Here is a 22,533-nt window from a genome sequence, read left to right on the forward strand (position 1 = left end):
GATAGACCGGGTCAGCGGGCAGGATTAACGCGCGTTCTGCTTGATGAAGTCGTGAATGCTGGTGTCCTGCGCCATGTCGGAAATGGTATCCGTCAGCACGCTGTTAACCGCATCAGCAATATTTTTATTCGATGCCTGGAACGCGCCTTCTACAGAGTAGCTCGCACGATAGTTCTTGGTCATCTTGTTACCGTTCTTCGCAGTCGCGATGATGGCGATATCCGCTTTGGTGGCGATGTTGTAGCGCACGTTGCCCTGAGACACATCAGCGTACAGGTTGTTCACGATGATCTGCAGATCCACCGCGCCGCTTGGGCCAACCATATAGCCACGGGAGGTCATCTGTTTCTCCAGAACTTCCTGCAGCAGGAAGCGCAGGTCGCGGGACGCGGTGAGCGTCACTTGCTGGTTATCACGGGTCACTTTTGCCAGGGCCTGATCCTGACGCTGGTCGGCGCCGTTAATGCTCACGGTGACGCCCATCAGGCTTGGGTCCTGCTGAGGCAGGGTGATTTTCGGTGAGACATCAATGGTGGTCGGCGGGGTAGCGCAGCCTGCCAGCATAAAAAGGGCTACCAATGGAAAGAAGAGTTTTTTTAACATTTTAAGGTTCTCACGAATCGTAAGCATAATAGAGAGAAAAATTGCCGCCATCATAACATCGCCAACGGTCAGGGGAAGTGGTCAACGCATGTAAATTCATCGCCTTGTCCGAAAACTGACCAGCTCACCCATTTTCTCCTTCCACGGATGACAAAAGGTATGAGCTTCACAGTGAACTTCATTCGTTTGAATGAGAAAATCAGACGAAAGCTAAATATTTGTTGTCAAGGTGTAATGGAAACGGTAAAAGCGGCTAACATTTAAAGGGATGGGTGACATCCTGGCGTTGTCGGAGGAGTAATTTCATGATGATACGTGAGCATATAGAAGATAAATTAAGGGCAGCGTTCAACCCTGTGTTCCTCGAAGTCGTCGACGAAAGCTATCGTCATAACGTACCGGCAGGTTCTGAAAGCCACTTTAAAGTGGTTCTGGTTAGCGATCGCTTCACGGGAGAACGTTTCCTGAACCGACATCGCTTGATCTACAGCACCTTGACGGAAGAGCTCTCCACGACCGTGCATGCGCTGGCACTGCATACCTACACCATTAAGGAATGGGAAGGCTTGCAGGATACGGTTTTCGCATCGCCGCCCTGCCGCGGTGCAGGCACTATCGCCTGATAAATCGGATTTGCAACGGCTGGAGCTTTTCCAGTATGTTGCTTACAGATTTCCTCAAAACGGCCTCCGGGCCGTTTTGTTTTGTCTGAGTTTTGAGCGGATGGTGCGATTTTAAGGCTAAAAATAGCCTTAAAGTGTGAAAAAAGCCGCAGCAACATGCCCCAACCGTTCTCGACTCACCTAAGTGATGCCGCTATAATGCCGCGTCTTATTGAATGTCTTCGGGATGATTCTGGCGACAGGGAATGTGAATCTGCACTAAGAGAGCATCCCGGTATAACAGACAGATTCAGAGTTGACCGAGCACTGTGATTTTTTTGAGGTAACAAGATGCAAGTTTCAGTTGAAACCACTCAAGGCCTTGGCCGCCGTGTAACGATTACTATCGCTGCTGACAGCATCGAAACTGCTGTGAAAAGCGAGCTGGTCAACGTAGCAAAAAAAGTACGTATTGACGGCTTCCGTAAGGGCAAAGTACCAATGAATGTTGTTGCTCAGCGTTATGGCGCTTCCGTGCGTCAGGATGTGCTGGGTGAACTGATGAGCCGCAACTTTATCGATGCGATCATCAAAGAAAAAATCAATCCGGCCGGTGCGCCAAACTACGTTCCAGGCGAATACAAACTGGGCGAAGACTTCACCTACTCCGTAGAGTTCGAAGTGTACCCGGAAGTTGAGCTGAAAGGTCTGGAATCTATCGAAGTTGAAAAACCGATTGTCTCCGTGACTGACGAAGACGTTGACGGCATGCTGGACACCCTGCGTAAGCAGCAGGCGAACTGGAAAGAGAAAGAAGGCGCTGTTGACGCGGAAGACCGTGTGACCATCGACTTCACCGGTTCTGTAGACGGCGAAGAGTTCGAAGGCGGCAAAGCGTCTGACTTCGTACTGGCAATGGGCCAGGGTCGTATGATCCCAGGCTTCGAAGACGGTATCAAAGGCCACAAAGCGGGCGAAGAGTTCACCATCGACGTGACCTTCCCTGAAGAGTACCACGCTGAAAACCTGAAGGGTAAAGCAGCGAAGTTCGTGATCAACCTGAAGAAAGTGGAAGAGCGCGAACTGCCAGAACTGACTGAAGAGTTCATCAAACGTTTCGGCGTGGAAGACGGTTCTGTTGCTGGCCTGCGTACCGAAGTGCGTAAAAACATGGAGCGCGAGCTGAACGGCGCTGTGCGCAACCGCGTGAAGTCTCAGGCGATCGAAGGTCTGGTGAAAGCCAACGAAATCGACGTTCCTGCTGCCCTGATCGACAGCGAAATCGACGTTCTGCGCCGTCAGGCTGCACAGCGTTTCGGTGGCAACCAGCAGCAAGCGATGGAACTGCCACGCGAGCTGTTCGAAGAGCAAGCGAAACGTCGCGTTGTGGTTGGCCTGCTGCTGGGCGAAGTGATTCGTACCCACGAGCTGAAAGCTGACGAAGAGCGTGTCAAAGGCCTGATCGAAGAGATGGCTTCAGCATACGAAGATCCATCAGAAGTGATCGAGTTCTACGGTAAGAACAAAGAGCTGATGGACAACATGCGCAACGTAGCCCTGGAAGAGCAGGCGGTTGAAGCGGTACTGGCGAAAGCGAAAGTGACCGAAAAAGCGACCTCTTTCAACGAACTGATGAACCAGCAGGCGTAATTTCGCCCCAACGGTTTAAAGTTTGAACAGAAAACCCGTTGCCTTGCGGCAGCGGGTTTTTTTTATCGCAGCCAGAGCCCAGGAAGAGTGCTAAAACGCCCTTTCGGTGTTAGCGTAACAACAAAAGGTTGTTATGCTTGAAATAGGGCACTGTGAACCCCATAAGTACGTAATCATGATGAATGAGACTGGCTGATAATCCGTCCGTAAGGTTACAATCAGTACAGCAGGTGTTTTCAATTTTGATCCAGGAGACGGAAATGTCATACAGTGGCGAACGAGATAACTTTGCACCCCATATGGCTCTGGTGCCAATGGTTATTGAACAGACCTCACGTGGTGAGCGTTCTTTTGATATCTATTCCCGTCTGCTCAAGGAACGCGTTATCTTTCTGACCGGCCAGGTGGAAGACCACATGGCTAACCTGATCGTGGCACAGATGCTGTTTCTGGAAGCGGAAAACCCGGAAAAAGACATTTACCTGTACATTAACTCCCCGGGTGGCGTGATTACAGCAGGGATGTCCATTTATGACACCATGCAATTCATCAAACCGGATGTCAGCACGATCTGTATGGGTCAGGCAGCATCTATGGGCGCGTTCCTGTTAACCGCAGGGGCGAAGGGTAAGCGTTTCTGCTTGCCAAATTCCCGCGTGATGATTCACCAGCCGCTGGGCGGTTACCAGGGGCAGGCGACGGATATCGAAATCCACGCCCGCGAAATTCTGAAAGTAAAAGCGCGCATGAATGAACTTATGGCGCAGCATACGGGTCAACCTCTCGAGCAGATCGAGCGCGATACCGAGCGCGATCGCTTCCTCTCTGCTTCAGAGGCAGTTGAGTACGGCTTAGTCGACTCCGTGTTGACCCATCGTAATTGATGCCCGCGACGCGAGTGTGCCGCTATACTAAGGTAGGGCGGCACGCTGCTTGATGCAGCTTGCGTCTTAGAATGGCATTTGCGTCGTCATGTGCGGCACAAAGAACTTAAAAAGAGGTTTGGACTCATGACAGATAAACGCAAAGATGGTTCGGGCAAACTGCTGTACTGCTCTTTTTGCGGCAAAAGCCAGCATGAAGTGCGTAAACTGATTGCCGGGCCGTCCGTGTATATCTGCGACGAATGTGTCGATTTATGTAACGACATCATTCGCGAAGAGATTAAAGAAGTCGCACCGCACCGTGAGCGCAGCGCGCTGCCAACGCCGCATGAAATTCGTCATCACCTTGACGACTACGTCATCGGTCAGGAGCAGGCCAAGAAAGTGCTGGCGGTAGCGGTCTATAACCACTACAAACGCCTGCGTAACGGCGACACCAGCAATGGCGTAGAACTGGGTAAAAGTAACATTCTGCTGATCGGCCCAACCGGTTCCGGTAAAACGCTGTTGGCTGAAACCCTGGCGCGTCTGCTTGATGTTCCGTTCACCATGGCGGATGCCACCACCCTGACCGAGGCCGGTTATGTGGGTGAGGACGTCGAAAACATCATCCAGAAACTGCTGCAGAAGTGCGATTACGACGTACAGAAAGCCCAGCGCGGGATTGTTTACATCGATGAGATCGACAAGATCTCCCGTAAATCCGACAACCCGTCCATCACCCGTGACGTATCGGGTGAAGGCGTACAGCAGGCACTGCTGAAGCTGATCGAAGGTACGGTAGCCGCCGTTCCACCACAGGGTGGTCGTAAACATCCTCAGCAGGAGTTCCTGCAGGTTGATACCTCCAAGATCCTGTTCATCTGTGGCGGTGCGTTTGCCGGTCTGGATAAAGTCATCTCCCACCGTGTTGAAACCGGCTCCGGCATTGGTTTTGGCGCAACGGTGAAATCGACGGCTGAAAAACCGAACGAAGGCGAGCTGCTGTCTCAGGTTGAACCGGAAGATCTGATCAAATTCGGTCTGATCCCTGAGTTCATCGGTCGTCTGCCGGTTGTGGCAACACTGAATGAGCTGAGTGAAGACGCGCTGATCCAGATCCTGAAAGAGCCAAAAAATGCGCTGACCAAGCAGTATCAGGCGCTGTTCAATCTGGAAGGCGTTGACCTGGAATTCCGCGACGAAGCGCTGGATGCCATTGCCAAAAAAGCGATGGTCCGTAAAACCGGTGCTCGTGGTCTGCGTTCTATCGTTGAAGCGGCACTGCTCGACACCATGTACGATCTGCCGTCGATGGAAGACGTTGAGAAAGTGGTGATTGACGAGTCCGTCATCAGCGGTCAAACCAAGCCGCTGCTGATTTACGGTAAACCGGAAGCCCAGCAGGCATCTGGCGAATAATTCACCAAATCATACAAGCAGTTAATCAAAAAGGGGGGATTTTATCTCCCCTTTACTTTTTCCGTATTCATAGCGTTGAATGTGTGGGAAACATCCCCATATACTGGATACATGTTAATGGTTATGTGAAGCACAGTGACATGACCAGCTTACCTGGCGGACACTAACTAAGAGAGAGCTCTATGAATCCTGAGCGTTCTGAACGCATTGAAATCCCCGTATTGCCGTTGCGCGATGTGGTGGTTTATCCGCACATGGTCATACCCTTATTTGTAGGGCGGGAAAAATCTATCCGTTGCCTCGAAGCCGCTATGGATCATGATAAAAAAATCATGCTGGTGGCGCAGAAAGAAGCATCAACGGATGAGCCGGGTGTAAACGATCTTTTCACCGTCGGGACCGTGGCCTCTATTTTGCAGATGCTGAAGCTGCCTGACGGCACCGTGAAGGTGCTGGTTGAAGGCCTGCAGCGTGCGCGTATTACCACTCTGTCAGACGACGGCGAACATTTCTCTGCCAAGGCAGAGTACCTTGATTCGCCTGAACTTGATGAGCGCGAGCAGGAAGTACTGGTTCGCACCGCGATTAGCCAGTTTGAAGGCTACATCAAGCTGAACAAGAAAATCCCACCAGAAGTGCTGACGTCGCTGAACAGCATCGACGATCCTGCACGTCTGGCGGACACCATCGCTGCACATATGCCGCTGAAGCTGGCTGACAAACAGTCTGTGCTGGAAATGTCCGACGTTAACGAACGTCTGGAATATCTGATGGCGATGATGGAGTCCGAAATCGATCTGCTGCAGGTTGAGAAGCGTATTCGCAACCGCGTGAAAAAGCAGATGGAAAAATCTCAGCGTGAGTACTATCTGAATGAGCAAATGAAGGCCATTCAGAAAGAACTGGGCGAGATGGACGATGCGCCGGACGAAAACGAAGCGCTGAAGCGTAAGATCGACGCGGCCAAGATGCCGAAAGAGGCGAAAGAGAAAGCCGAAGCCGAGCTGCAGAAGCTGAAAATGATGTCTCCAATGTCGGCTGAAGCGACCGTTGTACGCGGCTACATTGAGTGGATGGTGCAGGTTCCGTGGAACGCCCGCAGCAAGGTCAAAAAAGACCTGCGTCAGGCGCAGGAAATCCTCGATACCGACCACTATGGCCTGGAACGCGTGAAAGACCGCATTCTTGAGTACCTCGCGGTACAAAGCCGTGTAAACAAAATCAAAGGCCCAATTCTGTGCCTGGTAGGACCGCCAGGGGTGGGTAAAACCTCTCTGGGTCAGTCCATCGCTAAAGCGACCGGACGTAAGTATATCCGTATGGCGCTGGGTGGCGTACGCGATGAAGCGGAAATTCGCGGTCACCGCCGTACCTACATCGGTTCTATGCCGGGTAAACTGATCCAGAAGATGGCGAAAGTGGGCGTTAAAAACCCGCTGTTCCTGCTGGATGAAATCGACAAGATGTCGTCGGACATGCGTGGCGATCCCGCGTCAGCCCTGCTGGAAGTGCTTGATCCAGAACAGAACGTGGCGTTCAGCGATCATTACCTGGAAGTGGACTACGACCTGAGCGACGTCATGTTCGTGGCGACGTCGAACTCCATGAACATTCCGGCTCCGCTGCTGGACCGTATGGAAGTGATCCGTCTCTCCGGTTACACCGAAGACGAGAAGCTGAACATTGCTAAACAGCACCTGCTGCCGAAACAGATTGAGCGTAACGCGCTGAAAGCCAACGAGCTGACCGTCGAGGACAGCGCGATTATTGGCATCATTCGCTACTACACCCGTGAAGCGGGCGTGCGTAGCCTTGAGCGTGAAATCTCTAAACTGTGCCGTAAGGCGGTGAAACAGTTGCTGCTGGATAAGAGCCTGAAACACATTGTGATTAACGGCGATAATCTGCATGCCTATCTCGGTGTTCAGCGCTTCGACTACGGTCGCGCGGACAACGAAAACCGCGTTGGCCAGGTGACCGGTCTGGCATGGACGGAAGTGGGCGGCGATCTGCTGACCATCGAAACCGCCTGTGTACCGGGTAAAGGTAAACTGACCTACACCGGCTCGCTGGGTGAAGTGATGCAGGAGTCCATTCAGGCGGCGCTGACCGTGGTGCGCGCGCGCGCGGAGAAACTGGGGATCAACCCTGATTTCTACGAAAAACGCGACATCCACGTGCACGTACCTGAAGGGGCGACGCCGAAAGATGGTCCAAGCGCGGGTATTGCCATGTGTACCGCTCTGGTTTCTTGCCTGACAGGGAACCCGGTGCGTGCCGATGTGGCGATGACCGGTGAGATTACGCTGCGTGGCCAGGTTCTGCCGATTGGCGGCTTAAAAGAAAAACTGCTGGCGGCACACCGCGGTGGGATCAAAACCGTATTGATCCCTTACGAAAATAAACGCGATCTGGAAGAGATTCCGGACAACGTGATTGCCGACCTGCAGATTCATCCTGTTAAGCGAATTGAGGAAGTTCTTAGTCTCGCATTGCAGAATGAACCGTCAGGAATGCAGGTTGTAACCGCAAAATAGTGACCTCGCGCAAAGAGCGTCAATAAAAACAAGGCTGGTAAGTCATTTCGCACTTGCCAGCCTTTTTTTGTATAGCTAATTTAGATTGCTGATTAGGTCAGCCATCAACAACGGGTGTTGTAAGGTCATGGCAGGCCTGATATAACTGCTGCGCGGTCGCGTTGTGAAGGATTCAGGCGCGATATAAATTATAAAGAGAGGAAGAGAACAGTGAATAAATCTCAACTGATTGACAAAATTGCTGCTGGTGCTGATATTTCTAAAGCTGCAGCTGGACGTGCGTTAGATGCATTAATTGCTTCTGTTACTGAATCTCTGCAGGCTGGGGACGACGTTGCACTGGTAGGCTTCGGTACTTTTGCTGTTAAAGAGCGTGCTGCCCGTACTGGCCGCAACCCTCAGACCGGTAAAGAGATCACCATTGCTGCCGCTAAAGTGCCGGGTTTCCGTGCAGGTAAAGCGCTGAAAGACGCAGTAAACTGATTGCTTTCCCGTTTCAGGGAAGCCGGATAGTACAAGGGCGCATCGTTTGATGTGCCTTTTTTGTTTGTCCAGACCTGATTTGTGCGAGTTTATGCGAGTTGTGGGCTGACAATCGCCCCGTTTTCTTGTCACAATACGACTTTACGCGCGACGGGCAGGATTTTCCGTCAGCGTCAGGTAACCAGTCACCTACAGCGGAGTGTTGTTACACCATGATGGACAGCTTACGCACGGCTGCTAACAGTCTCGTGCTCAAGATTATTTTCGGTATCATTATCGTGTCGTTCATATTGACCGGCGTGAGCAGTTACCTTATTGGCGGTGGCGCGAACTATGCCGCAAAAGTGAATGGCCAGGAGATCAGCCGCGGTCAGTTCGAGAATGCTTTTGCCGGTGAACGTAACCGTATGCAGCAACAGCTGGGCGACCAATTCTCTGAACTGGCAGCGAACGAAGGGTACATGAAGACCCTGCGCCAACAGACTCTGAACCGTCTTATCGACGAAGCGCTGCTGGATCAGTATGCCAAAAAACTGGGCCTTGGCATCAGCGATGAGCAGGTGAAAAAAGCCATTTTCTCCACGCAAGCCTTCCAGTCTAACGGTAAATTCGACAACGCGCGTTACAACAGCATCGTCAACCAGATGGGGATGACGGCCGATCAGTACGCGCAGGCTCTGCGTAACCAGCTGACCACTCAGCAGCTCATCAATGCCGTTGTCGGCACTGATTTCATGCTCAAAGGTGAAACGGATGAACTGGCCGCGCTGGTGGCACAGCAGCGCGTTGTACGTGAAGCGACCATTGATGTGAACGCCCTTGCCGCGAAACAGCAGGTGAGCGACGCTGACGTTAACGCTTATTACGAGCAGAACAAGAATACCTTTGTTTCTCCAGAGCAGTTCCGTGTGAGCTACATCAAGCTGGATGCTGCCGCGCTGCAGGAAACCGCGTCTGACGCGGAAATCCAGTCTTACTATGACCAGCATCAGGATCAGTTCACACAGCCGCAGCGTAACCGCTACAGCGTGATTCAGACCAAAACCGAGGCGGATGCCAAAGCGGTACTGGATGAGCTGAACAAAGGCGCTGATTTCGCGACCGTCGCGAAAGCGAAATCCACCGACATTATCTCGGCGAAAAACGGCGGCGATATGGGCTGGCTGGAAGACGCGACCACGCCGGACGAGCTGAAAAATGCCGGCCTGAAAGAGAAAGGCCAGCTGTCTGGCGTCATTAAATCTTCCGTAGGTTTCCTGGTCGTGCGTCTGGACGACATCACCGCGGCGAAAACCAAGCCGCTGGCAGAGGTTCGCGACGATATCGCGGCGAAAGTGAAACAGGAAAAAGCGCTGGATGCCTACTACGCGCTGCAGCAGAAGGTGAGCGATGCTGCCAGCAACGACAACGAATCTCTGGCGGGTGCCGAGCAGGCGGCTGGGGTGAAAGCGGTTGAGACGGGCTGGTTTGGCCGTGACAACCTGCCGGAAGAGCTGAACTTCAAACCGGTTTCAGATGCCATCTTCAACGGTGGTCTGGTCGGCGAGAACGGCACGCCGGGCAGTAACTCTGACATCATTACCGTCGATGGCGATCGTGCGTTTGTGCTGCGCGTCAGCGAGCACAAGCCAGAAGCGGTCAAACCGCTGGCGGAAGTGAAGGATCAGGTCGTCGCTCAGGTTAAGCACAACAAAGCGGAACAGCAGGCGAAGCTGGATGCTGAGAAGATTCTGGCCGATCTGAAAGCGGGTAAAGAGGATGCGCTGAAAGCGGCTGGCCTGAGCTTCGGTGAGGCGAAAACGCTGAGCCGTACCGGTCAGGATCCTATCAGCCAGGCCGCGTTTGGCCTGACTCTGCCTGCGAAGGACAAGCCAAGCTTCGGTACTACCACCGATGCGCAGGGTAACGTCGTTCTGCTGGCGCTGGATGAAGTGAAAGCCGGTACCCTGCCAGACGCGCAGAAGAAGGCGATGGTCCAGGGGATTACCCAGAACAATGCTCAGATTGCCTTCGAAGCCATGATGAGCAACCTGCGTAAAGATGCCAAAATTAAGCTGGGCGACATCATCACTCAGCAGCAATAATTACGTATCTGCTCGCAGATTTTCGTAACGCTCTGCAATAACTAAAGGCCGCTTTCGCGGCCTTTTCCATTTCTGCACTCTGCTGTTTGTGCCGGTTTTCTCGGGCGGCTATCGTGACGGGGCTGTCAACAAACAAGGAGATAACAGCATGAAATGTGGAATCAAAGCACTGTTAATTACGCTGGCTATTGCCACCACTGGGATGAGCGCGGGGGCGCTGGCGGCGACGCCTGCCGCCAAACAACAGACGACACAGAGCAAATCCGACGCAGCGACGCCGGCGCAAGGGCAGACTAAAGCGACCGAAGCCGGTAAAAATGCGGACGATGATGGTACGCGGGTCAGCATCAATTCCGCCTCTGCCGAGGATCTCGCCCGCGTGATGAATGGCGTCGGACTGAAAAAAGCGCAGGCTATCGTCAGCTATCGTGAAGAGTATGGTCCTTTCAAAACGGTCGACGATCTCAAACAGGTTCCGGGCATGGGGAGCGCGCTGGTTGAGCGCAACCTCTCACACCTGACGTTGTAATCACGCAATTTCTTGCACTGCGGCAAAAATTTGCCAGGATAAAGAGGTCATACCAGTTATGACCTCTCATCCTACAATAACAGTAAAGGCTATTGCGCTATGCAGACAAAAATTAAAGTACGCGGTTTTCACCTCGACGTTTACCAGCATGTGAACAATGCCCGCTACCTGGAGTTTCTTGAGGAAGCGCGCTGGGACGGGCTGGAAAACAGCGAAAGCTTTCAGTGGCTGACCGCGCACAACATCGCGTTCGTGGTCGTCAATATCAACATCAACTACCGTCGTCCGGCCGTGCTGGGCGATGTACTCACGGTGACCAGCCAGGTGCAGCAGATCAATGGCAAAAGCGGCGTGTTAAGCCAGGTGGTGACGCTCGATCCCGAAGGGCAGGTGGTCGCTGATGCGCTGATTACTTTTGTCTGTATCGATCTGAAAACGCAGAAAGCGTTGCCGCTGGAAGGGGAATTGCGCGAAAAGCTGGAGCTGATGATCGCGTAGGAATTTGTCTTTTATAAAAGACAAAGGGGTTTTTCAGGGATAGAATAATGGACAGGGACTACGTTGTTGAACGTTACCGGACCCGTGACGGGAAAGTGCCGTTTGAGGAGTGGGTAGCCAGAATGAATCGAAGGGATCCGGATACGGTTTTCCGGATCCTTATGCGGATCAACCGTGCAATAAAACGTAATTTTGGCGATTACAGATACCTCAGGGAAGGTGTTTGGGAGATGCGAGTCGACAGTGGCCCCGGCTACAGAATCTATTTTGCAGTAGAGAATCGGCAGGTTTTATTGTTACTTATCGGTGGTGACAAAAAGAGCCAAAAAGCGGATATCAAACTGGCAATAGATTACTGGAAAGATCATCAAATAAAAGGACAATCGAATGAGCGCCACTGAACGAAAATATTCGAGTTCTGTTAGCCATCATGATGCTGTTGTGAAAATGCTACGAGAGAATCCTTCCTACGCTCAGCGTTATTTGCAAACAGCCCTGGAAGAAATCTATGAAGACCAAGGGATCCCTGCCTATCTCATTGCACTCCGCCAGGTTATCGAAGCACGAGGTGGCATCGGAGAAATTTCTGCTAAATCAGGCCTGTCTCGTCAGCAGCTATACCGAACCTTATCAGACAACGGCAACCCAACGCTGACAACGCTGATGAAAGTCACCCGTGCTGCCGGCGTGAAACTGTTCGACAGCACGGTTAAGTAGCCCTATTTTAGCCCGGTTTTTTTCTGCATAGCGGCCATCACGCCGGCTTTATCGGCCAGATAGTGATTCAGCCCATTCGCGCGCAGATTACAGGCGGCGCATTGGCCGCAACCGTCGCCTTTGATGCCGTTATAGCAGGTGAGGGTTTCGCTGCGAACCAGGTCCAGCTTGCCCCAGTAGTCCGCCAGCGCCCAGGTTTCGGCTTTATCCAGCCACATCAGCGGGGTTTCAAAGCGCGTCTCTTTCGCCATCCCCAGATTGACGGCGTGGTTTAATGCCTTCACGAACTCATTACGACAGTCCGGGTAGCCGGAGAAATCTGTTTCACACACGCCCGTGATCACCGCTTCGGCTTTCACCTGGTAGGCGTAGATCGCCGTCAGGGTCAGGAAGAGGATATTACGGCCCGGCACGAAGGTATTCGGAATGCCGCTGGCATCGGGTTCGTAGTCCGGGACGGGAATACTGTCCCGGGTGAGGCTACTCACGGCCAGTTCATTTAACAGCGTAACGTCCAGCACCTTGTGCGCGCGTGCCCCCAGTTTCAGGGCCAGTTCACGGGCAACGTCGATCTCAGCGCGATGACGCTGACCATAATCGAAAGTCACACAGTGAACTTCATCGTACTGATGAAGAGCCTGAACCAGGCAGGTAGTAGAATCTTGTCCTCCGCTGAACACGACGACGGCACGTTTCATAAATCATCTCGACTGTTACGGTAAAAACGTTATGTTACCGTCTGACCACGACGGCGACCAGCTTCTTCACGCTTTGGGGGCGGGCAGCCAGGCTTCGGTAAAGTCAAACCAGCCGCGAGTGTTGAGGCGTATGCCGTTGACACCCGGCGGGGCGCTGATCTGGTATTGATAATTGAACAGTGGGGTGATCACCGCCTTTTCCATGAGTCCGAAGAAAATGGCCCTGAGCCCGGCATGTCTGGCCTGCTCATCGGACTGAGTCTGTACCGCATCCAGCGTGGCCTGCAGATGGGCATATTGCGGCGCGCTCAGCAGGTGTGGCCAGAGGGCATCACAGCGTAACCACTGCTCAAGCGTATATTCCGGCGCTTCGCCAATCAGCCTGTCACCCATCATGAGATCCGCGTCCGCCAGTTGCTGGCATCCGTCCCAGGTTTTTGCGTCGTGAAAGATAACCGTTAGCTCGCAGCCCTGCTGTGCAAGGTACTGTTTTAGCTGACGCGCCATCGTGTGCAACTCAACCGGCAAATGGTAAATCAGGGTTAAGGTCTCCGGTAGGGGGACATGTGCCAGATCCGACCACTGAGGGATCGCCCATCCGGGCAGTAATTCCTCTGTTGGGGTAATCAGCCCCTCGTTAAGCGGTAGCGTATGCAGAAGCGATGAGAGATGAATGATGTTGATGAGCCGTCGTGCCTGCATTTCACTCAGCCGCGGGCTTTGCTTCAGGGTGAGATAGCAAAAGCCAAGACTGGTACTGTTCGTCACCAGGCGCAGGCTTTCAAGTTCATCCGGCTCGCCAATGGCGATCTGCACCGGATGGCGACAGCTGGTACCCAGCCCATAGTCAAACAGCGTCGGTGTGATCCAATATTCGATAGCCTTAAGCAGCGGGTGGCTGAGATGGTACTGCTCGTGGCTTTCCAGACGGACAAGATCGGGCTCATATACGCTTAGCCTGAAGGGGCCGCAGCCCGTCATGGGCTGTTCGGGATGTGCAAGCCGGCTACAGTAGGTGGCCAGGCGGTGTGCCAGCCAGTAGTCCGGCTGGTGCAGCGTGAACGTCAGACACTGAGGGTGAGTGACGTCAATGCGCAGGACGCTCTGGAACAGTTTACGCAGGGCGGGCAAGGCAAAAAGCGCATTCAGGCTTTGCTGAAGCTGTCCGGTTTCGACCTTATCGCCGTTATGCCAGTGTAAGGTGGAACGAATATAAAAATGCCAGCGCAAACCGTCCGCCGACACCTCCCAGTGATGGGCAAGGTCGCCAGTCGGTTCACTGCTGTTGCCGTGAAAGCGCGTCAGTCCTGAAAAGATCTGTCCTGCCAGATGCTGTTCCGCCCGACCGGGTAAAAAACCCGGATGAAGCGGATCCAGCGAGCGGTAATAGGGGATGCGCAGCGTTGGCGTATCGTTTTGCCACTGCCCGCCTAAAAAGGGATGCAGCAATGATCGCAATGCGTCGGGGGCGAGCTGGGCCAGCTCAAGCACGTTGTGCTGTTCTCCCCGCCTCAGCGCCTCCTCCATCATGGTATTGCGCAGAGATTCAGGCGCGACATGGAACGTCAGTTCACCCCGTTTACCGCGGCCGGACTGCGCTCGCCACCTCAGCCAGCCCGCCTCCTGTGCCTGACGCAGCAGCGTTCGGACATGCCGCTCGCTGCAAAAACAGCGGGCGGCCAGCTCGCTGATGGTGACCTGTTGCGTTGCACCCTCGGAAGGCTGCCAGAGCCGGTGATACTGGTTAAGTCGATTGAGCTGGCGCATGCTAAACCCGGAACAATAATTATCATCTTTTCACTATTACTTCCGTATATCTCACACGATACTGTTGCACAAGTTAACCGCATCACATTTCGGGAGTAATCATGGCTCGGCTCGCTGCATTTGATATGGACGGTACGCTGTTAATGCCGGATCACCGTTTAGGGGAGAAAACCCTGAACACGCTGAAGCGTCTGCACGAGCGTAATGTCACCCTGACGTTTGCCACTGGCCGCCATGTGCTGGAGATGCGCCACCTGCTGGGCGCGTTTTCCCTCGACGCCTTTCTGATCACCGGCAACGGGACGCGAATTCACTCCGTAGAAGGCGATGTGCTGCACCGACAGGATCTCAACCCGGAAGTGGCGGACATCGTGCTGCACAGTACCTGGGACACGCAGGCCAGTATTCACGTGTTCAACGATCGGGGCTGGTTTACCGGAAGCGACATCCCGGAATTATTGCACGCGCATGTGTATAGCGGTTTTACATATCAGCTTATCGATCTGCGTCGGATCCCCGCCCATGCGGTGACCAAGATCTGCTTCTGCGGCGATCACGACGATCTCTGTCGCTTACGGATTCAACTGAATGAGGCGCTGGGTGACCGGGCACACCTGACCTTCTCGGCGGTGGATTGCCTGGAAGTGCTGCCGGTGGGCTGTAACAAAGGTTCCGCTCTGGCGGTGCTGAGCGACCACCTGGGATTAACGCTGCAGGAGTGTATGGCGTTCGGCGACGCCATGAACGACCGCGAAATGCTGGGTAGCGTAGGTCGGGGTCTGATCATGGGGAATGCGATGGCGCAGCTGAAAGCAGAACTTCCTCATCTGCCGGTTATTGGTCACTGCCGTAATGAAGCGGTGTCCCATTTTTTGACGCATTGGCTGGACAATAACAACCTCCCATATTCCCCCGAATAGTGAGACCCTTCCAGCAAGCCAGACTTCGGTCTGGCTTTTTTTTTATTTCAGCAGCTGCGCAATCTGCGCTTTCCAGGGGGCGATGTCACCGATGTTGGCCTGCACCCACTCCGCATTGTAGTAGGTATCAAGGTAACGCTCGCCGCTGTCGCACAGCAGCGTGACGATGGAACCGCTGCGGCCCGCTTCGCGCATGCGTGCGGCAAGCTGCAGCGCGCCCCACATATTGGTGCCCGTCGAGGCACCCACTTTGCGGCCCAGCTGCGTTTCCAGCCAGTGAGCAGTGGCCACGCTGGCGGCATCCGGCACGCGCATCATCTCGTCCACCACGTCGGGGATGAAAGAGGGCTCGACGCGCGGACGACCAATGCCTTCAATTTTGCTGCCTACCGGGCTGCGCAGGTCGGCATCGCGGTTTTGCCAGTAGTCGAGGAACACGGAGTTCTGCGGATCAACCACCATCAGCTGGGTATCGTAGCCCTGACAGCGGATGTAGCGTCCGATCGTGGCTGACGTGCCGCCGGTACCGGCGCTCATGACAATGTAGGACGGAACCGGATGCGGTTCGTGGGTCATCTGGCGGAAGATACTGTCGGCAATGTTGTTATTCCCGCGCCAGTCCGTCGCGCGCTCGGCGAAGGTGAACTGGTCCATATAGTGGCCGTTCAGCTCACGGGCCAGCATTTCGGAGGCGGCGTAGATTTCGCAGGCGCTTTCCACAAAGTGGCAGCGACCGCCGTAAAATTCGATCTGCTCGATTTTGCGCTTTGCGGTGCAGGAGGGCATCACCGCGATAAACGGCAGACCCAGCAGGCGGGCGAAATAGGCTTCGGATACCGCCGTTGAACCGGAAGAGGATTCAATAATGGTGGTACCCTCTTTAATCCAGCCGTTACATAAACCGTATAAAAACAGCGAGCGCGCCAGGCGATGCTTCAGGCTGCCGGTAGGATGGGTGCTTTCATCTTTCAGATAGAGCTGAATGCCGTCAAATCCCGGCAGGGAAAGGCGAATCAGGTGCGTATCCGCCGAGCGCTGATAGTCGGCATTGATTTCGCTGATCGCATGTTTAACCCAGGTGCTATTCATCGTCGTTATCCGTTTGTCATTTTGTGCCTAGCATAGCGAAAAGCACAGAAAAAATTGTTGCTATCTGGCCTTTAAAATAGAATGAAGGGAGAAAAATTTTCTCTGTGAGGTGGGTATGCTAGATAAAATTGACCGCAAGCTCCTTTCATTGCTGCAAAGTGACTGTACCCTCTCTTTGCAGGCGCTGGCAGATGCCGTTAATCTGACCACCACCCCGTGCTGGAAGCGTCTTAAGAAGCTGGAAGATGACGGCATTCTTCTGGGGCGCGTCGCGCTGTTAGATCCCGAAAAACTGGGGCTTGGGTTGACGGCATTTGTGCTGATAAAAACCCAGCATCACAGCAGCGAGTGGTATTGTCGCTTCGTCACCCAGGTGTCTGAGATGCCCGAAGTGCTCGGTTTCTGGCGCATGGCCGGCGAGTACGATTACCTGATGCGCGTCCAGGTGGCCGACATGAAGCGCTATGATGACTTCTACAAGCGGCTGGTGAACAGCGTGCCGGGGTTATCGGACGTCACCTCAAGCTTCGCCATGGAACAGATTAAATACACCACAGCATTACCTATTGAATAACTTCGTAAAATACCTTCAGGAACAAACCGCGTGCGATTATTTGCCCAATTAAGCTGGTACTTTCGTCGGGAGTGGCAACGCTACCTCGGTGCAGTCGCCCTGCTTATTATCATTGCCATCCTGCAGCTGATCCCGCCGAAAGTGGTGGGCTACGTCGTGGATGGCGTCACCGAACAGCATTACACCACCGCACGGGTGTTGATGTGGGTTGGCACGCTGGTGCTGACGGCGGTCATTGTTTATCTGCTGCGCTACGTCTGGCGCGTGCTGCTGTTTGGTGCGTCCTATCAGCTGGCCGTTGAGCTGCGCGAAGATTTTTATCACCAGCTGAGCCGACAGCATCCCGAATTCTATCTACGCCACCGCACCGGGGATCTTATCGCGCGCGCCACTAACGACGTCGACCGCGTGGTCTTTGCCGCCGGGGAAGGGGTGTTGACGCTGGTGGACTCGCTGGTGATGGGCTGTGCGGTGCTGATCGTCATGTCCACGCAGATCAGCTGGCAGTTGACCCTGCTGGCCCTGCTGCCGATGCCGCTCATGGCGCTGGCGATCAATCGCTATGGCGAACAATTGCACGAGCGCTTCAAGCTGGCGCAGGCGGCGTTTTCGTCGCTGAACGATCGCACCCAGGAGAGCATGACCAGCATCCGCATGATCAAAGCGTTTGGCCTGGAGGACCGGCAATCTGCGCTGTTTGCGGCCGATGCCGCGGACACGGGAGCGAAGAACATGCGCGTCGCGCGCATTGACGCCCGCTTTGACCCGACGATCTATATCGCAATCGGCATGGCAAACCTGCTGGCTATTGGCGGCGGCAGTTGGATGGTGGTACAGGGCACGCTCACCCTGGGGCAATTGACCAGCTTTGCCATGTATCTGGGGCTGATGATCTGGCCGATGCTGGCGCTGGCCTGGATGTTTAACATTGTGGAGCGCGGCAGTGCCGCCTATAGCCGCATTCGCGCCATGCTGGCCGAAGCGCCGGTGGTCATTGACGGTAGCGAAGCCGTACCGGAAGGGCGCGGCGTCATGCATGTCGACGTCCGCAAGTTTGTCTATCCGCATACGGAGCATCCGGTGCTGGAGAACGTCAGCTTTACGCTGCAGCCTGGCCAGATGCTGGGCATCTGTGGCCCGACGGGATCCGGTAAAAGTACCGTGCTGTCGCTGCTCCAGCGCCACTTTGACGTCACGCAGGGCGATATTCGCTTCCATGATATTCCGCTCACCAGCCTGCTGCTGGATGAGTGGCGTGGTCGCCTGGCGGTTGTCAGCCAGACGCCGTTTCTTTTTTCTGACACCGTGGCGAACAACATCGCGCTTGGTTGCCCGGCAGCAACGCAGGAAGAGATCGAGCATGTGGCACGTTTGGCCAGCGTACATGATGACATTTTGCGCCTGCCGCAGGGCTACGACACCGAAGTCGGGGAACGCGGCGTCATGCTGTCCGGCGGGCAAAAACAGCGTATCTCCATTGCCCGCGCGCTGCTGCTGAATGCGGAAATCCTGATCCTGGACGATGCGCTCTCCGCCGTGGATGGCCGTACCGAGCATCAGATCCTGCATAACTTGCGCCAGTGGGGCGACGGACGCACGATAATCATCAGTGCCCACCGTTTGTCAGCGCTTACCGAAGCCAGCGAAATTCTGGTATTGCAGCACGGCCATATTGCCCAGCGTGGGCAGCATGACGCGCTGGCAGAGCAGCCGGGCTGGTATCGCGATATGTACCGCTATCAACAGCTTGAAGCGGCGCTGGACGATGCGCCGGAGCAGGATGAGGAGGCCGCCAATGCGTAAGCTCGGAACGATGTGGCCGACGCTTAAACGTCTGCTGGCCTACGGCTTACCGTGGCGTAAACCGCTCTCGGTTGCCGTGCTTTTACTCTGGATTGCGGCGATTGCCGAAGTGAGCGGTCCGCTGCTCATCAGCTACTTCATCGATAATATGGTCGCCAAAAGCTACCTGCCGCTCGGGCTAGTGGCGGGGTTAGGCGTGGCCTACGTTGGCTTACAGCTGACGGCGGCAGGATTGCACTATGCTCAGTCGCTGCTGTTTAACCGGGCCGCCGTGGGCGTTGTTCAGCAGTTGCGTACCGATGTCATGGACGCGGCGCTTCGCCAGCCGCTCAGCGAGTTTGATATCCAGCCGGTCGGGCAGGTGATTTCGCGCGTGACCAACGATACCGAGGTGATCCGCGATCTGTACGTCACCGTGGTCGCGACGGTATTACGCAGCGCGGCGCTGATTGGCGCGATGCTGGTGGCGATGTTCAGCCTAGACTGGCGCATGGCGCTGGTGGCGATCACCATCTTCCCGGCGGTGCTGATCGTCATGGTGATTTACCAGCGTTACAGCACGCCGATTGTGCGTCGGGTTCGCGCCTATCTGGCCGACATCAACGATGGCTTCAACGAAGTGATTAACGGCATGAGCGTCATCCAGCAGTTCCGCCAGCAGGCGCGCTTTGGCGAGCGCATGGGCGAAGCCAGCCGTTCACACTATATGGCGCGTATGCAGACGCTGCGCCTGGACGGTTTCCTGCTGCGACCGCTGCTGAGCCTGTTCTCAGCGCTGGTGCTGTGTGGGCTGCTGATGCTCTTTGGCCTGAGCTCAAACGGTACGATTGAGGTGGGCGTGCTGTACGCTTTTATTAGCTATCTGGGACGCCTCAACGAGCCGCTGATCGAGCTCACTACGCAGCAATCGATGCTGCAACAGGCGGTCGTCGCCGGTGAGCGCGTCTTTGAGCTGATGGACAGGCCGCGTCAGGCCTACGGCAATGATGAGCGACCTCTGCAAAGCGGGGCAATCGCCTTTGATAACGTCTCGTTTGCCTATCGTGAAGACCGTCTGGTGTTGCAGGACATCACGCTTGACGTTCCGTCGCGCGGTTTCGTCGCGCTGGTGGGTCATACCGGCAGCGGTAAAAGCACGCTCGCCAGCCTGTTGATGGGCTACTACCCGGTCACGCAAGGCGAAATCCGCCTCGACGGGCGCCCGCTCGCGTCTCTTAGCCACACGGTGTTACGCAAAGGCGTTGCGATGGTGCAGCAGGATCCGGTCGTACTGGCCGATACCTTCTTTGCCAACGTAACCCTGGGGCGGGACTATTCAGAGGCACAGGTTTGGGCGGTACTGGAAACGGTGCAGCTGGCAGAGCTGGCGCGCGGGTTCAGCGACGGGATCAACACGAAGCTGGGCGAGCAGGGCAACAATCTCTCCGTGGGGCAAAAACAGCTCCTGGCGCTGGCGCGCGTCCTGATTGAAACGCCGCAGGTGCTGATTCTTGACGAAGCCACGGCCAGCATAGATTCCGGTACCGAGCAGGCGATTCAGCAGGCGCTGGCCGCCGTACGCGACCATACGACGCTGGTGGTGATTGCCCACCGTCTTTCCACCATCGTCGACGCGGACACTATTCTGGTGCTGCATCGCGGACAGGCCGTGGAGCGCGGTACGCACCGCGAGCTGCTGGAGGCAAAAGGGCGCTACTGGCAGATGTACCAGCTGCAGCTGGCGGGCGAAGAGCTGGCCGCCAGCGTGCGTGATGAAGAGTCGCTTAGCGCCTGATGCACTAAAATGAGGCGCCGCGCTAACAGTCATTCCTGTTGGTGCAAAACTGAAACGCACCCTGCACCGGCATGGTGCGTTTTTTTTCACCGGTTCATTTATCAGGACCGTGTAACGCACATCGCACCGCGATTCCCTCCCGTTTTCATTTCTGGCACATCCCTTGCAATACCTTCCGCGTAAGCTGCGGCCATTACCGAATTCTGACTGGAGGGGATCTATGAAGCTGGTTACGGTTGTAATCAAACCATTCAAACTCGAAGACGTGCGTGAAGCATTGTCTTCAATGGGTATTCAGGGACTGACTGTCACCGAAGTGAAAGGCTTTGGTCGTCAGAAGGGTCATGCCGAGCTTTATCGCGGGGCGGAATACAGCGTTAACTTTCTGCCAAAAGTAAAAATTGATGTCGCGATTGCTGACGATCAGCTTGATGAAGTCATTGATGTCATTAGCAAAGCGGCCTACACCGGCAAAATTGGCGACGGCAAAATTTTCGTTGCCGAACTGCAGCGCGTCATTCGCATCCGTACCGGCGAATCTGACGAAGCGGCTCTGTAATTAACGCCTGGCACACAGTGATAGGGATCGAGAAAATGAAGATAGCAACACTTAAAACGGGTCTGGGTTCGCTGGCGCTGCTGCCGGGCCTGGCGCTGGCTGCTGCCCCAGCGGTGGCCGACAAAGCCGATAACGCCTTTATGATGATCAGCACCGCGCTGGTGCTGTTCATGTCCATTCCGGGCATTGCGCTGTTCTACGGCGGCCTGATCCGTGGCAAAAACGTTCTCTCCATGCTGACGCAGGTTGCCGTGACGTTCGCACTGGTCTGCGTGCTGTGGGTGGTTTACGGTTACTCGCTGGCGTTCGGCACGGGCAACGCGTTCTTTGGTAACTTCGACTGGGTGATGCTGAAAAACATTGAACTGACCGCGCTGATGGGCAGCTTCTATCAGTATATTCACGTGGCGTTCCAGGGCTCCTTCGCCTGCATTACCGTCGGGCTGATTGTGGGCGCGCTCGCTGAGCGTATTCGTTTCTCTGCGGTCCTGATCTTCGTGGTGGTCTGGCTGACGCTCTCCTATGTGCCGATTGCGCACATGGTCTGGGGTGGCGGTCTGCTGGCGACGCACGGCGCGCTGGACTTCGCGGGCGGTACCGTTGTTCACATTAACGCCGCGGTCGCGGGTCTGGTGGGCGCATACCTGATTGGCAAACGCGTGGGCTTCGGTAAAGAAGCGTTCAAACCGCACAACCTGCCGATGGTCTTTACCGGTACCGCGATCCTCTACTTTGGCTGGTTTGGCTTCAACGCCGGCTCAGCCAGTGCCGCGAACGAAATTGCCGCACTGGCCTTCGTGAACACCGTGGTGGCCACGGCGGGCGCAATCCTCTCCTGGGTGTTTGGCGAGTGGGCGGTGCGCGGTAAACCTTCCCTGCTGGGTGCCTGCTCGGGGGCGATTGCGGGTCTGGTCGGTATTACGCCTGCGTGTGGTTATGTCGGCGTAGGCGGTGCGCTGCTGGTCGGTCTGGTGTCCGGTCTGGCGGGTCTGTGGGGCGTGACCGCACTGAAACGTCTGCTGCGCGTGGATGACCCTTGCGATGTATTTGGCGTTCACGGCGTGTGCGGGATTGTCGGCTGTATCATGACCGGTATCTTCGCGGCGAAATCGCTCGGTGGTGTGGGCTATGCAGAAGGCGTCACCATGGTTCATCAGGTGCTGGTGCAGCTGGAAAGTATTGCTATCACCGTGGTGTGGTCTGCAGTTGTCGCGTTCATCGGCTACAAGCTGGCGGACATGACGGTCGGTCTGCGCGTACCGGAAGAGCAGGAACGCGAAGGTCTGGATGTGAACAGCCACGGCGAGAATGCATATAACGCATGATCTGAGTGTCTTGACGGGTGGCGGCTTCGCCTTACC

The 22,533-nt window shown here is 55.0% G+C and carries 21 protein-coding genes; 17 read left to right on the forward strand and 4 right to left on the reverse strand.

Annotated elements, in window-relative coordinates:
• Nucleotides 1-24: 24 nt before the first annotated feature.
• Entirely contained in the window at nt 25-603 is a 579-nt protein-coding gene (locus F3J31_RS17850; protein ID WP_028017643.1) for a lipoprotein, read from the reverse strand.
• Nucleotides 604-908: 305 nt separating this feature from the next.
• Between F3J31_RS17850 and bolA the strand changes: the two genes are divergently transcribed.
• The 11 genes from bolA to F3J31_RS17905 all read left to right on the forward strand — a co-directional run bounded on the left by bolA (nt 909) and on the right by F3J31_RS17905 (nt 11,988).
• The gene (gene bolA / locus F3J31_RS17855) at nt 909-1,226 is read left to right on the forward strand and encodes a transcriptional regulator BolA (RefSeq protein WP_021241655.1); all 318 of its coding nucleotides are present in this window, start codon (nt 909-911) and stop codon (nt 1,224-1,226) included.
• A 330-nt stretch (nt 1,227-1,556) separates the two neighbouring features.
• On the forward strand, nt 1,557-2,855 hold the full coding sequence (gene tig / locus F3J31_RS17860) for a trigger factor (protein ID WP_008503318.1): 1,299 nt from the start codon (nt 1,557-1,559) through the stop codon (nt 2,853-2,855).
• A gap of 260 nt (nt 2,856-3,115) precedes the next feature.
• Nucleotides 3,116-3,739, forward strand: coding sequence for an ATP-dependent Clp endopeptidase proteolytic subunit ClpP (clpP, locus tag F3J31_RS17865; RefSeq protein ID WP_008503317.1), 624 nt, complete (start codon nt 3,116-3,118; stop codon nt 3,737-3,739).
• A 126-nt stretch (nt 3,740-3,865) separates the two neighbouring features.
• Complete coding sequence (gene clpX, locus F3J31_RS17870) at nt 3,866-5,140, forward strand: ATP-dependent protease ATP-binding subunit ClpX (protein ID WP_045909778.1); 1,275 nt, start codon at nt 3,866-3,868, stop codon at nt 5,138-5,140.
• A 182-nt stretch (nt 5,141-5,322) separates the two neighbouring features.
• Nucleotides 5,323-7,677 (forward strand): endopeptidase La, encoded by a 2,355-nt coding sequence (gene lon / locus F3J31_RS17875; protein WP_023334706.1) that lies wholly within the window; start codon nt 5,323-5,325, stop codon nt 7,675-7,677.
• 210 nt (nt 7,678-7,887) lie between these two features.
• Nucleotides 7,888-8,160 (forward strand): nucleoid-associated protein HU-beta, encoded by a 273-nt coding sequence (hupB, locus tag F3J31_RS17880; RefSeq protein ID WP_002444653.1) that lies wholly within the window; start codon nt 7,888-7,890, stop codon nt 8,158-8,160.
• Between the two features lie 212 nt (nt 8,161-8,372).
• A complete protein-coding gene (gene ppiD / locus F3J31_RS17885) occupies nt 8,373-10,244 on the forward strand; it encodes a peptidylprolyl isomerase (RefSeq protein ID WP_045909777.1) in 1,872 nt (623 codons plus the stop codon).
• A gap of 148 nt (nt 10,245-10,392) precedes the next feature.
• Nucleotides 10,393-10,773 carry a helix-hairpin-helix domain-containing protein gene (locus F3J31_RS17890; RefSeq protein ID WP_048030094.1) on the forward strand — a complete coding sequence of 127 codons (381 nt, stop codon included), beginning with the start codon at nt 10,393-10,395 and terminating at the stop codon, nt 10,771-10,773.
• A gap of 99 nt (nt 10,774-10,872) precedes the next feature.
• On the forward strand, nt 10,873-11,271 hold the full coding sequence (locus F3J31_RS17895) for a YbgC/FadM family acyl-CoA thioesterase (RefSeq protein WP_024906822.1): 399 nt from the start codon (nt 10,873-10,875) through the stop codon (nt 11,269-11,271).
• Between the two features lie 47 nt (nt 11,272-11,318).
• Nucleotides 11,319-11,672, forward strand: coding sequence for a type II toxin-antitoxin system RelE/ParE family toxin (locus F3J31_RS17900; RefSeq protein WP_069720235.1), 354 nt, complete (start codon nt 11,319-11,321; stop codon nt 11,670-11,672).
• Nucleotides 11,659-11,988 (forward strand): addiction module antidote protein, encoded by a 330-nt coding sequence (locus tag F3J31_RS17905; protein ID WP_028012165.1) that lies wholly within the window; start codon nt 11,659-11,661, stop codon nt 11,986-11,988. The genes F3J31_RS17900 and F3J31_RS17905 overlap by 14 nt, the downstream gene beginning before the upstream one ends.
• 2 nt (nt 11,989-11,990) lie before the next feature.
• Here the strand turns inward: F3J31_RS17905 and queC are convergent, their stop codons facing one another.
• Nucleotides 11,991-12,686 carry a 7-cyano-7-deazaguanine synthase QueC gene (gene queC / locus F3J31_RS17910; RefSeq protein ID WP_167214471.1) on the reverse strand — a complete coding sequence of 232 codons (696 nt, stop codon included), beginning with the start codon at nt 12,684-12,686 and terminating at the stop codon, nt 11,991-11,993.
• A 66-nt stretch (nt 12,687-12,752) separates the two neighbouring features.
• Complete coding sequence (locus tag F3J31_RS17915) at nt 12,753-14,453, reverse strand: SgrR family transcriptional regulator (RefSeq protein WP_167214474.1); 1,701 nt, start codon at nt 14,451-14,453, stop codon at nt 12,753-12,755.
• Nucleotides 14,454-14,554: 101 nt separating this feature from the next.
• Between F3J31_RS17915 and cof the strand changes: the two genes are divergently transcribed.
• Nucleotides 14,555-15,373 (forward strand): HMP-PP phosphatase, encoded by an 819-nt coding sequence (cof, locus tag F3J31_RS17920; protein ID WP_045909771.1) that lies wholly within the window; start codon nt 14,555-14,557, stop codon nt 15,371-15,373.
• Between the two features lie 42 nt (nt 15,374-15,415).
• Here the strand turns inward: cof and F3J31_RS17925 are convergent, their stop codons facing one another.
• Nucleotides 15,416-16,462 carry a PLP-dependent cysteine synthase family protein gene (locus F3J31_RS17925; RefSeq protein ID WP_048030096.1) on the reverse strand — a complete coding sequence of 349 codons (1,047 nt, stop codon included), beginning with the start codon at nt 16,460-16,462 and terminating at the stop codon, nt 15,416-15,418.
• 115 nt (nt 16,463-16,577) lie between these two features.
• Here F3J31_RS17925 and F3J31_RS17930 point away from each other — a divergent pair, with 115 nt between their 5' ends.
• The 5 genes from F3J31_RS17930 to amtB all read left to right on the forward strand — a co-directional run bounded on the left by F3J31_RS17930 (nt 16,578) and on the right by amtB (nt 22,497).
• Nucleotides 16,578-17,036: an Lrp/AsnC family transcriptional regulator gene (locus F3J31_RS17930; RefSeq protein ID WP_008503307.1), complete on the forward strand. Its 459-nt coding sequence runs from the start codon at nt 16,578-16,580 to the stop codon at nt 17,034-17,036.
• Nucleotides 17,037-17,066: 30 nt separating this feature from the next.
• Complete coding sequence (locus F3J31_RS17935) at nt 17,067-18,839, forward strand: SmdA family multidrug ABC transporter permease/ATP-binding protein (RefSeq protein WP_048030097.1); 1,773 nt, start codon at nt 17,067-17,069, stop codon at nt 18,837-18,839.
• Nucleotides 18,832-20,613 (forward strand): SmdB family multidrug efflux ABC transporter permease/ATP-binding protein, encoded by a 1,782-nt coding sequence (locus F3J31_RS17940; RefSeq protein ID WP_167214476.1) that lies wholly within the window; start codon nt 18,832-18,834, stop codon nt 20,611-20,613. The genes F3J31_RS17935 and F3J31_RS17940 overlap by 8 nt, the downstream gene beginning before the upstream one ends.
• A gap of 220 nt (nt 20,614-20,833) precedes the next feature.
• On the forward strand, nt 20,834-21,172 hold the full coding sequence (gene glnK / locus F3J31_RS17945) for a P-II family nitrogen regulator (protein WP_008503304.1): 339 nt from the start codon (nt 20,834-20,836) through the stop codon (nt 21,170-21,172).
• A gap of 35 nt (nt 21,173-21,207) precedes the next feature.
• The gene (amtB, locus tag F3J31_RS17950; protein ID WP_047074530.1) at nt 21,208-22,497 is read left to right on the forward strand and encodes an ammonium transporter AmtB; all 1,290 of its coding nucleotides are present in this window, start codon (nt 21,208-21,210) and stop codon (nt 22,495-22,497) included.
• The last annotated feature ends 36 nt before the right edge of the window (nt 22,498-22,533 follow it).

The organism is Enterobacter sp. Acro-832 (genome assembly GCF_011752745.1).
Lineage (GTDB): Bacteria > Pseudomonadota > Gammaproteobacteria > Enterobacterales > Enterobacteriaceae > Enterobacter > Enterobacter quasiroggenkampii.

Coding starts and splice junctions, on each gene's coding strand:
- F3J31_RS17850 (WP_028017643.1), bottom strand. CDS start 603: ATGTTAAAAAAACTCTTCTTTCCATTGGTAGCCCTTTTTATGCTGGCA.
- bolA (WP_021241655.1), top strand. CDS start 909: ATGATGATACGTGAGCATATAGAAGATAAATTAAGGGCAGCGTTCAAC.
- tig (WP_008503318.1), top strand. CDS start 1,557: ATGCAAGTTTCAGTTGAAACCACTCAAGGCCTTGGCCGCCGTGTAACG.
- clpP (WP_008503317.1), top strand. CDS start 3,116: ATGTCATACAGTGGCGAACGAGATAACTTTGCACCCCATATGGCTCTG.
- clpX (WP_045909778.1), top strand. CDS start 3,866: ATGACAGATAAACGCAAAGATGGTTCGGGCAAACTGCTGTACTGCTCT.
- lon (WP_023334706.1), top strand. CDS start 5,323: ATGAATCCTGAGCGTTCTGAACGCATTGAAATCCCCGTATTGCCGTTG.
- ppiD (WP_045909777.1), top strand. CDS start 8,373: ATGATGGACAGCTTACGCACGGCTGCTAACAGTCTCGTGCTCAAGATT.
- F3J31_RS17890 (WP_048030094.1), top strand. CDS start 10,393: ATGAAATGTGGAATCAAAGCACTGTTAATTACGCTGGCTATTGCCACC.
- F3J31_RS17895 (WP_024906822.1), top strand. CDS start 10,873: ATGCAGACAAAAATTAAAGTACGCGGTTTTCACCTCGACGTTTACCAG.
- F3J31_RS17900 (WP_069720235.1), top strand. CDS start 11,319: ATGGACAGGGACTACGTTGTTGAACGTTACCGGACCCGTGACGGGAAA.
- F3J31_RS17905 (WP_028012165.1), top strand. CDS start 11,659: ATGAGCGCCACTGAACGAAAATATTCGAGTTCTGTTAGCCATCATGAT.
- queC (WP_167214471.1), bottom strand. CDS start 12,686: ATGAAACGTGCCGTCGTCGTGTTCAGCGGAGGACAAGATTCTACTACC.
- F3J31_RS17915 (WP_167214474.1), bottom strand. CDS start 14,453: ATGCGCCAGCTCAATCGACTTAACCAGTATCACCGGCTCTGGCAGCCT.
- cof (WP_045909771.1), top strand. CDS start 14,555: ATGGCTCGGCTCGCTGCATTTGATATGGACGGTACGCTGTTAATGCCG.
- F3J31_RS17925 (WP_048030096.1), bottom strand. CDS start 16,462: ATGAATAGCACCTGGGTTAAACATGCGATCAGCGAAATCAATGCCGAC.
- F3J31_RS17930 (WP_008503307.1), top strand. CDS start 16,578: ATGCTAGATAAAATTGACCGCAAGCTCCTTTCATTGCTGCAAAGTGAC.
- F3J31_RS17940 (WP_167214476.1), top strand. CDS start 18,832: ATGCGTAAGCTCGGAACGATGTGGCCGACGCTTAAACGTCTGCTGGCC.
- glnK (WP_008503304.1), top strand. CDS start 20,834: ATGAAGCTGGTTACGGTTGTAATCAAACCATTCAAACTCGAAGACGTG.
- amtB (WP_047074530.1), top strand. CDS start 21,208: ATGAAGATAGCAACACTTAAAACGGGTCTGGGTTCGCTGGCGCTGCTG.